The 8,854-nt window shown below is 45.0% G+C and carries 16 protein-coding genes; 9 read left to right on the top strand and 7 right to left on the bottom strand.

The window, feature by feature from the left end; all coding sequences use genetic code 11:
• Positions 1 to 207 precede the first annotated feature (207 nt).
• From GO013_RS16405 to GO013_RS16395, 3 genes are read left to right on the top strand one after another with little or no spacing between them, the layout of a single operon-like run.
• Positions 208 to 654, top strand: a complete 447-nt coding sequence (locus GO013_RS16405; protein WP_163813073.1) for a hypothetical protein — start codon at positions 208 to 210, stop codon at positions 652 to 654.
• Positions 655 to 665: 11 nt separating this feature from the next.
• Complete coding sequence (locus tag GO013_RS16400) at positions 666 to 1,397, top strand: hypothetical protein (protein WP_163813071.1); 732 nt, start codon at positions 666 to 668, stop codon at positions 1,395 to 1,397.
• A complete protein-coding gene (locus GO013_RS16395; RefSeq protein ID WP_163813070.1) occupies positions 1,394 to 1,813 on the top strand; it encodes a hypothetical protein in 420 nt (139 codons plus the stop codon). Before GO013_RS16400 ends, GO013_RS16395 begins: the two co-directional genes overlap by 4 nt.
• Positions 1,814 to 1,872: 59 nt before the next feature.
• Here GO013_RS16395 and GO013_RS16390 read toward each other — a convergent pair whose 3' ends face one another.
• Positions 1,873 to 2,841, bottom strand: coding sequence for an ABC transporter substrate-binding protein (locus GO013_RS16390; RefSeq protein ID WP_163813068.1), 969 nt, complete (start codon positions 2,839 to 2,841; stop codon positions 1,873 to 1,875).
• A gap of 126 nt (positions 2,842 to 2,967) precedes the next feature.
• Between GO013_RS16390 and GO013_RS16385 the strand changes: the two genes are divergently transcribed.
• Entirely contained in the window at positions 2,968 to 3,618 is a 651-nt protein-coding gene (locus GO013_RS16385) for a response regulator transcription factor (protein WP_163813066.1), read from the top strand.
• 202 nt (positions 3,619 to 3,820) lie between these two features.
• On the opposite strand, the gene GO013_RS16380 is transcribed toward GO013_RS16385, so the two are convergent.
• The 6 genes from GO013_RS16380 to GO013_RS16355 form a co-directional block, all read right to left on the bottom strand.
• On the bottom strand, positions 3,821 to 4,009 hold the full coding sequence (locus tag GO013_RS16380; protein WP_163813064.1) for a hypothetical protein: 189 nt from the start codon (positions 4,007 to 4,009) through the stop codon (positions 3,821 to 3,823).
• Positions 4,010 to 4,039: 30 nt separating this feature from the next.
• Positions 4,040 to 4,531 carry a hypothetical protein gene (locus GO013_RS16375; RefSeq protein ID WP_163813062.1) on the bottom strand — a complete coding sequence of 164 codons (492 nt, stop codon included), beginning with the start codon at positions 4,529 to 4,531 and terminating at the stop codon, positions 4,040 to 4,042.
• Positions 4,532 to 4,800: 269 nt separating this feature from the next.
• A complete protein-coding gene (locus GO013_RS16370) occupies positions 4,801 to 5,112 on the bottom strand; it encodes a hypothetical protein (RefSeq protein ID WP_163813060.1) in 312 nt (103 codons plus the stop codon).
• A gap of 11 nt (positions 5,113 to 5,123) precedes the next feature.
• Positions 5,124 to 5,597 (bottom strand): hypothetical protein, encoded by a 474-nt coding sequence (locus tag GO013_RS17080; RefSeq protein WP_203529686.1) that lies wholly within the window; start codon positions 5,595 to 5,597, stop codon positions 5,124 to 5,126.
• Between the two features lie 12 nt (positions 5,598 to 5,609).
• Positions 5,610 to 5,888 (bottom strand): hypothetical protein, encoded by a 279-nt coding sequence (locus GO013_RS16360; RefSeq protein ID WP_163813058.1) that lies wholly within the window; start codon positions 5,886 to 5,888, stop codon positions 5,610 to 5,612.
• A gap of 80 nt (positions 5,889 to 5,968) precedes the next feature.
• Positions 5,969 to 6,514: a helix-turn-helix transcriptional regulator gene (locus tag GO013_RS16355; RefSeq protein WP_163813057.1), complete on the bottom strand. Its 546-nt coding sequence runs from the start codon at positions 6,512 to 6,514 to the stop codon at positions 5,969 to 5,971.
• 121 nt (positions 6,515 to 6,635) lie between these two features.
• On the opposite strand from GO013_RS16355, the gene GO013_RS16350 reads away from it, so the two are divergent.
• The 5 genes from GO013_RS16350 (at position 6,636) to GO013_RS16330 (ending at position 8,759) form a co-directional block, all read left to right on the top strand.
• The gene (locus tag GO013_RS16350; protein ID WP_163813055.1) at positions 6,636 to 6,938 is read left to right on the top strand and encodes a hypothetical protein; all 303 of its coding nucleotides are present in this window, start codon (positions 6,636 to 6,638) and stop codon (positions 6,936 to 6,938) included.
• Between the two features lie 71 nt (positions 6,939 to 7,009).
• Positions 7,010 to 7,510, top strand: coding sequence for a phage regulatory CII family protein (locus GO013_RS16345; RefSeq protein WP_163813053.1), 501 nt, complete (start codon positions 7,010 to 7,012; stop codon positions 7,508 to 7,510).
• A 17-nt stretch (positions 7,511 to 7,527) separates the two neighbouring features.
• Positions 7,528 to 7,767, top strand: a complete 240-nt coding sequence (locus GO013_RS16340) for a hypothetical protein (protein WP_163813051.1) — start codon at positions 7,528 to 7,530, stop codon at positions 7,765 to 7,767.
• Between the two features lie 129 nt (positions 7,768 to 7,896).
• Positions 7,897 to 8,094, top strand: a complete 198-nt coding sequence (locus GO013_RS16335; RefSeq protein WP_163813049.1) for a hypothetical protein — start codon at positions 7,897 to 7,899, stop codon at positions 8,092 to 8,094.
• 17 nt (positions 8,095 to 8,111) lie between these two features.
• Positions 8,112 to 8,759 (top strand): hypothetical protein, encoded by a 648-nt coding sequence (locus tag GO013_RS16330; protein ID WP_163813047.1) that lies wholly within the window; start codon positions 8,112 to 8,114, stop codon positions 8,757 to 8,759.
• Positions 8,760 to 8,854: the final 95 nt, after the last annotated feature.

Raw genomic sequence — 8,854 nt, 5'->3', positions numbered from 1 at the left:
CAACCGTGCCGCCTGGGTGGCCTTGTCCGGTCGCATCGTGGGCCAACGGCTTGCCTATCAGGACGCGCTCGACGCGGCGGATACAGCCGAGGACGTGGCGGGGATTGTGGTGGAGTATATATAGCCTTTCTTGTTTGTAGACATGGCATTGAAAAAGGTATACGCGTTTTCATTGAAAATATTATACGTTTTTCAAGGGGTTCACTAATGAAAATATTTGCGGCTGTTGCCTTGAGTCTTTTGGTGTTGGTCGGGTCCGGCTGTATGGGGGCGGGACATCACCGAGAAGCAGTTCGAGATGATACTGGAGACAAGCTCACCGTTGGAGCTGTTCAAAAAGAAATCAAAGTCGGCATGTCTGGATCTGATGTTATCAGTGTGCTTGGTTCGCCCAACATGGTTACAACCGATTCCAAGCGGAGAGAAGTTTGGGTTTATGACAAAGTTTCCACGGAGCGCGTATACTCCACTTCCTCTGGTGGAGTCGGCGTGTTGGGGCTTGTGTTTGGTGGAATCGGCGGCGCGGCTGGTGGCGGCAGCTACAATGCGGGGAGCGGAGCATCCAGTAGCACACAACGTACTCTGACTATTGTTATCAAATATGATGAAAAGGGACTTGTGCGCGATTTTGCTTATAGACAGTCCAGCTTCTAAGGTGATGCTTCATGCTACGTATCACAAGTTTATTAATGTTTTTGTTTTTGATCACAGGGTGTGTCGCCTCGGTTCCGAAAGAAGCCCTTCAATTGCCTCCGGAGTCAATGGCAAACAGGCAGTTGCAAACCCGGCGATATGAAACCGGCAATGAAGGAGCTGTCCTCATTGCTGCCAACGCCGTTCTGTTGGATTTGGGGTTCAATCTTGATGAAAGCTCGGTCGAACTTGGGGTCGTTGTTGGTTCTAAAACCCGTGATGCAAGCGATAGTGGACAACTTATTATGCTCGCCATTCTCGGAGGACTTGGGCAAAATCCTAGTCTTGTAAATGCTGCAGATGATATACAGATAGTCAAGGTTTCCTTGGTTGTTCGTCAATTGGATCAGGATGAAAATATTCCGGATACAGATTTGACACTTGAGCGTATAAAAGAGGTGCAGGGAAGGGTTCATGATGCTCTTTATGAAGGGTTGTTGGAGTCTTTTCCAAAGGATACCTGTGAAAAAGTTGCCAGCAAGATTGCAGAAAATACAGCAGACACGTTGGCCAATGATCTGGACACGCTTCTTTCTGTCAAGGAGTCTCCCGGCAATACTGCCGTTCGTGTTACTTTCCAGCGCGTGATCTTCAATCAGCTGGGCCAGGTGAATTCTCAACACCAAATTAATGATCCGGCTGTTTATCAGGAGTTTTTTGAAAAACTCTCTAAATCCTTATTTCTTGAGGCCAACCAGATATGAAGAAATTTTCATTTGTTTTTATAATTGCCCTAATGCTTTTGCCGGGGTGTCAGACTGCTCAAAAGAATATATTGGACAGTGATGGGGAGTCTCAGGTCAAAATTAGGTCAATGCAGACTCGGTATTTTGAGACTGGTGATAAACAACAAACTTTGCAAACGATAATTGCGACACTTCAGGATCTGGGTTTTGTCATTGACAAGGCTTCCTATGATTTGGGGACTGTTTCTGGTACCAAATTGGATGGGTATAGAGTGAGGATGACCGTTGTAGCCATTCCTCGGGGTGAGGGACAGACCACTGTTCGTGCGAATGCTCAATACAATATTCAACCAATCAAAGATCCCATACTTTATCAGCAGTTTTTTGATGCTTTGGCAAAAGGGATGTTCTTAACGGCTCATATTGATGAGTAAATGCAAAAGGCCTCGTCGAGATTCGGCGGGGCCTTTTTTTGTCGTGCCTATATGTATTTTTAGTGAATGAAGGTTACTGCGTCCGGTGCTATTTCCATGAGCGGTTTCGGCTCAATATATGTGAAATAGCTTTGTGGATTTTCCCTTTTGACAAAATCATTGTCTATAGCCCACTTTTCCATGGTTTCCATGGCCAGCGGCAAAGATTGTCGTAATGTAAGGTCATACGTGATTTCTTCGATGGCTTCCTTGGCTTTGGGCAGGGGGTAGCTTTTTGATTTTGCCACAATTTCAATGCATTCTTCAGGGTTCGTTTTTAAATATTTTTGGGCTTTCAGTATGCCCTTTAAAACGTTGTCTACAACGTCTGGATTTTGTTTTATCATTTTTCGATTCATTACCAGCACGACAAATTTCCGAGCCATATTTTTGCTTTGAAAAATTTTCCATCCTTCCGCCCTGAGGGCTTTTTTGGCATTCTCGATGGGTTTTCCGTGCTGGAAGATCGCGTCGACTTGTCCTGATGAAATAGCCTGAGGCATCTGTTTTTTCGTTAAAGTGACGATTGTTACTTCATTTTCAGATATCCCGTAGAAGTTGAGCTGTTTGTAGAGAGAAAAGTGGGCAAAAGGTCCATTTACAGCAATTCTTTTTCCCTTGATATCGGCTTTTTTGGTGATTTCTGAAGCGTTTCGCGTGAGTAATTTTAATTGATTGTCCGTATAGGATATTGTCCCGACAATTGCGTGTTTTTCGGGATCAAAATTATCATAGAGAATGACGTTGTTGACCCCGGTTGTTCCGATAGCAACCGTTCCGTTGAGGAAGGCTTTCATAGCGGATCTACCATTTTTGTGGACGAACATTTTTGCGTTGGTCCCTTTGATGAATTCTTTGGCAATGGCGATGTCAACGGTGATCGACATAGCTCCCGCTCCAGATGAAAAAGTGAGAGGAGTTTTTGCTGATGCCGAGGCACTGGTGAAAAGTAGGGCCATAATAAATACAGTGACAAACACTTCTTTCATATCGAATACCCTTTGTAATTGTTTGTTTTGCTTATACATAGCGCGTATAATTTGCACAACAATAAAATGCCTGATATCTAGATAGGTGTGCGCACATTAGAATTTTGGCATCAGGAGTATTGAAAGATGAGGGCACGTATTCTTATTGTGGACGATCACTCTATGTTGAGAGATGGCTTATGCCAGTTGATAGAAAGTGATCCTGACTTACGTGTTTCGGGACAGGCTGCGAATGGTCATGATGCAATTAAGATTTTGGATGTAGATCCCCCGGATATATTGTTGGTTGATTTGTGTATGGAGGGACTGAATGGAGCAATGGTAATTCAAGCGGCAAAAAAAATGTGTCCAGATGTTCGTGTGGTGGTTTTGACGGCGTACAGTTCCGCGTCATATGTCTTTTCTGCTCTGAGTTGCGGGGCTCATGGATACGTCGTCAAGTCTGAGCCTGGTGAACGAGTTTTGCAGGCTCTTCACTGCGTTTTAAAGGGGCTATTTTACATCAGCCCAGATATTACGGAAGAGGTGGTCACTGGATATATACAGGGAAAGCAGTCAGCGACCACTGAGCTGTATGCTCATTTAACTGAACGCGAGATTGAAATAGTTGATTCTATTATTATGGGAAATATTCGGAATAAGGCTTTGGCAGAATGTCTTTGCTTGAGTGAGCGAAGTGTAGAGCGACACAAGACCAATATTTTTCGGAAATTGGGAGTATCCAATACACAAGAGCTTCTTGATAAGTGTGCGGAAGTGGAATTGTTGAAACGGTAAGTGTGGGGGTGGGCGTTTATACCTGTATGCGTTTCATTTGATTATTGAGTATTGATTGGCATGTTTAGACTGCCCTCCATAATGATGAAGGCGACGAGTTCGGCGGTGATTGTTTGTTTTTATTTAGAAATATTCACAATTAAGTCTATATTTAACGGTAAGAAAAAAAGGTTCCATTAAGGAACCTTTTTTTGTTGAAAGATTATGCAGCTTTTTTAATTGATGCCGTGCTACTTCCCTTGGTGAAAATTAGAGACGGCAAGTCGTTTAATGTAAATCCTTTTTCAAAATGCTTTTTGAAAGCCTTGCATACTGCGGCATGAGCAGGGTGTTGGTTGATGAACTCTTTGACCTCGGCCTTTTCCATAACAGCCTTCATAAGAGTTTGCATGTGTCCGTCTCCTCCGGTTTTGGAGTGAAATTAACAAACTTCAATTTCAATCCAGTTGCCATAAAATTTGGCTTTATATTCGTTTGGATACTCTTTTTTCAAGTCTTTCGCAATCTCCATGAAGAAAATTCTTTCCATAGGATGAGAGCTGTGGATTTTGAAAGTACGATCAAGAGTGTCCTTTGCCTTGTCGATCAATGTTTCAAAAATGTAACCAAATGTTTGAACTACAATACTAAGCATATTTTCCAATTCGTCAATTTCAGCACCGAGCTCTTCGAAGTTGGAATCAAATTGTGGACCGTAATATATTTTTAATGTCTTGATATAATTATTTAAAGCTTTACGAACTTCAAAAACTAGGATCGTCTTATTCTTATCTTTGATAGCATACCAGTCGTGACAATTATCAAGGAAAGCATCTTCCATTTCCATTTTTCGACTAGGTGCAATGTCGTCTTTTTGCCACTCCTCAAGAATTGCGGCCTTAAGAGGAGAGTCGTTGAGTTCTAAAATACTCATATTCATATTCATCGGTAATTCCATTGCAGAGGTTTAGGTGAGTAAAGTGGCTTTTTGAAATTGAGGACTTTTATCCCCTGCAAAAAGGCAGCTACGCTAGTTTCAAATAAATGTAAACTAAATGATTTGTTGTTTTCCGATAAAGTTCATTTTGTATGTTATTAGCCGTTTGCAGAGACTTATGACAATAAAGGCCAGCTAGACAATGATCCTCCTTATTATAGGATTGTGAAAGAATAGATTTTGCTCTTTTTAATCCATTTTATTCGCTATTGGTTTTTTGACGTATCGGCGATGATGAAGGCGCAAACGAATAAGTCGCCGTTTCCGCCTTTTTTTATGTCGGAGAGTTTAATGTTGTATTTTCCCCATCCGGTGGCAGGGTCTTTCCAGCCGGTAATATATGTATCAATGAGGCTATCTAGAAAGGTTTTTAGGGCGTTGAATCCTTGTTCGTCGGCGTTTTCCCATGTGTATAGTATAAATGGCTCGTCCGGGTCGCCTTCATAGTCCATGCGTATGCGTGAAGTTGGTTGGGGCAGTTCGATTGGAAAGAATCGAATTGTTTTTGTTTTATCCATCATTACACCGTTTAAGCGGGTTCAATGTCTGAGCCGCAGTGCTTGCATTTTACAGCCTTCTTTTTGATTAATTCTGCGCAGAAGGGGCATTCGCGTTCGTCTGAATAGAGGCCTTCAGGATCGGCTTCGCGATTGTAGCCGCAGTCTGGGCATGTTGTTATGTTGGAAAACATTTCTGTGGAGCATTTTGGGCAGGGGATTGTTTCGCCGTTCATGGGCGTTTTGCAGTAGGGGCAATTTTCCTGTGTGCCGTGAATGACTCTGGCACATTCCTGATTCGGACAGCGACGTGGACCTTTTGTGTTTTTTTCCCAGTCGCCTTTGGTCTTAGGCATCAGAGGTTTGAGGACAAGGGCGTGGACGAGGGCTATAGGCCAGAGAATCAAGCCATACAGAAACCACAAAATCCAACTTCTTCCCTTGGAGTTGGCTATCATACCAACGATGATGGGCATGATGATTGCGGCAATAATAAAATATTCCACTTTGTGGACTCCTTATTGAGGTTCTACGATGAACGTATTTTTAGGAGTTACCGTAACATTGTACATCAATGCGTAATCGTCGCAGATGATTCTGAATTGAATGCCTTTATGTTTTAAACCATCCACATATCCTTCCGTGCATTCTCCGCATATATATCCATACATTCTAATTACTTTAGCGAAGTCTGCTTTGGATTCTTCTCTGATTTCTTGTTGCTGTGCGCCAGCAATAGAAAACGAAATGAGTATGGTGATAAAAGTGATTAATAATTTTTTAATATAAGATATCATTTTTAATTACACCTTGTTCAGTGTGAAATAGAATATTCTATTGTTTTTGCCATAAAAAATCCGAACCCCTACCTCCAGACTTATTTTGTTTTGGAACTAGGGGGATATGTTTGCTTTTTGGGTGTCGGCGGATCGGTGTCTATGCCACAGGCATGACCGTGTGGGTAGTCACTTTGTTCTTCGTGGGCCAGAGGAATCTCTTTGGCCGCATATCCATATGTTTGCGGGGCCAATTTGCGACGGCGTCTTGTTAGGGCTGAAATGACGTCGTCGAGAATTTCGGTTTCGCTTGCGTCAGGGTCAATGGCAAGAGTTGATTTTTCCCTGGCTGAAACGGCTATGGCTAATGGGCCAAAGTCGGTTGTGGTAATTTTTGTTTCGTTTAGCTCGTGGGCGAGAGTTTCTTGTTTGGAAAACATTTCTCCGGTGCCACAAATTAGCCAGTTCAAATTTATATCTAAATTTTGTGCCCAATTTTGTAATGCGGTGACATTGGGAGTAGAGCTGCCAGAAAAAATATTCCGAACAGTACCTTTAGAAATATTTCCCGCATCAGCAAGGGCCTGCTGGGTCAAGTTTAAGGTTGATTTAACCTGCTTGATTCTTTTGAGAATGGTTTTTGACATGCAAAAAATAGATTAAAAGTTTAAATTTTATATTGACTTTGTGTCAAAATTTAGACTAATTGTTTAATCAACGATTAACGCAATCATACATACGAATATTTAACACAATGGTTTAAGTATTATGTCCACATCATTACGTCAAGGTCGCATCTCTGGTTGGCTCAAGATGAATCAGTCCTCGATTAAAGAGTTGGCTGATTCTTGCGGCAAGAGCATAGGAGCCATGAGTCGTTATTGTAATGCGTCTGGTGTCCCAACCAAGGTCCGAGCAGCAATGCAAGCGTTTGAGACCTCCTCTGGCAAGCATATTCCAATTTTATATTTGCCTGAAGGGCGGGACAAGAAACCCGGTCCTAAAAAAGGGTGGATTGATCGCAAGTTGGCAGATTTACGGCTTGAGATGCAATCCAAGTCTGGGGTTTGATTTTTGCCTTGAGTCTAATCTTTCACAACGAGTGTGCGCCGACAAGGTGAGACGCGGAGGAAATACCGATCATGACTGGCCTTGATAAAATCAATTTGACCGAACTCGCTTTGCCGGATGTGTTGCAGATCATGGTGACCGGCTCGGGACAGACCTGGGAAGATGTTGCCACCACGTGTGGGTGGAGTCCTGCCAACGTAAATAGGATCAGAGATCCCCGCCAGAATTATTGGCCCACATTGCCGAAAATTTCATTGTTTTGTGTGGCGTGTACATCAACGTTGTTGCTCGACTGGTTGTATGCGCAGGTGGAGATCGGGGCGGTAGATCTTGACCTTGCGGCCATGGACTGCACTGCACTTCTCGCCTCCATGGGGGAGCTGTTTTCCGAAATGGGCGATGTTGCCAAGGCTGGCAATAGTGCTCTTCATCCCGAGAGCGAGGGCGGATGCTCCATTACCAATACAGAAGCCCGGAAGATCATCCGGGAACTCATAGACGTCATAAACAAGAGCAATGAAGCGATTTCCCGCTTGCGGCCTTTGGCCGGAGTGCCGGGGGATCGCATCTGACGTGAGGAGGTTCCACCATGGACGAAGTCACCAGACGGATACATGCAATTGAGCAAAATCTTTCTCAGTTGCTGGATGATGCCAAGAACGGGGTTGTCCACCTGCCGGAACGGGGCAGAGTCGGTTTGGCTCAGCGCTTTTTGGAAGGGATTCTTGACGAGCGGACGGCAAAGGCGCGGAGGGTGTCAGCCATGGTGGCACGGAATAACGGCATGGATCGGTCCGTTCCCAGGGGAGACAGAAATGAATTCTTTTGACTGGCTTTTGGTTGTCGGATCTTTCGTGGGCCTTTGTGTGTTGTTCGTCTGTACCGATTGGTTGGTGACGCACATTGTGTCGCGTCGTGATCGTCGCAACCGGCTCAAGTTTGACCCGAGGTGTCAGTGATGAGTGATCTCCCTTTGGAATATGCGCGTTGTTATGATCCCGGGTGTCCCTTGTGGCAATCCGGTGAGTGCGCCCGGGCCGAGGAGTTGGGCAATAGTATGGCTGTGACCTGGCTTCGTCCTCGGCGGCAAGAGGGGGGCAAGGACTGTGAAAAGAAGATTGTTTTGCCGGGTGTAAAGGCAGATTCGGCTGTATAAATTGGAGGAATGTCGAGATGGCAATCAGATTAATGCTCGCAAAGGCTCCCGTTGTCCGTGCCATGCTGAATGGTCGGCAGACGCAGGACCGGAGACTGTTGAAGCCTCAACCTGTTAAGATTCCTGATGATGCTGATTACGATTGGGAAGCCAATATATTTGCATGGCGTGAGCAAGGGGCCGGGCCGATCAATACTCATGGCCCTTTCAAGCCTGCTTACCAACTAGGCGATATCATTTGGGTGCGTGAGACATACGGTCTGTACAACCCCGGCAACCCGGAAACGGGACTCCCCAATCGGGACGAAACAAAGATCATCTATCCGGCCACCGATAAGGTCCCGGAAATCTGGTTCGATGCTGACGACATGCTCTACGACAACTGCCCCCGGCCGTTGCCTATGCGTCCCTCTATCCACATGCCCAAGTGGGCATGTCGGCTTTGGCTCAAGGTGATTGATGTGCGCATCGAGCGGATCAGAGATATTTCGGAAGAGGATGCCAAGGCCGAGGGCATGTACGTGTCCACAACAAAACCGCACCCCGTTAATCAATTTCACGATCTTTGGGAGACTCTCTACCCCGGCTCCTGGGAGCGCAACGAATGGGTGTGGGTTTACGAATTCGAGCGCACCGAGCGGCCTGCCGATTGGCCGGGGAATTGATAGTTCTCAGTCATGGCCGCTTACTACAACGAATTTGACCCCTTTGCCGCTGCGTGGCTCCGCGAACTCATCAAAGCGGGCGTGATCGCAGACGG

The organism is Pseudodesulfovibrio sp. JC047, from assembly GCF_010468615.1.
In the GTDB taxonomy this organism is placed as follows: domain Bacteria; phylum Desulfobacterota; class Desulfovibrionia; order Desulfovibrionales; family Desulfovibrionaceae; genus Pseudodesulfovibrio.
This window is presented reverse-complemented; position numbering and strand designations above follow the sequence as displayed.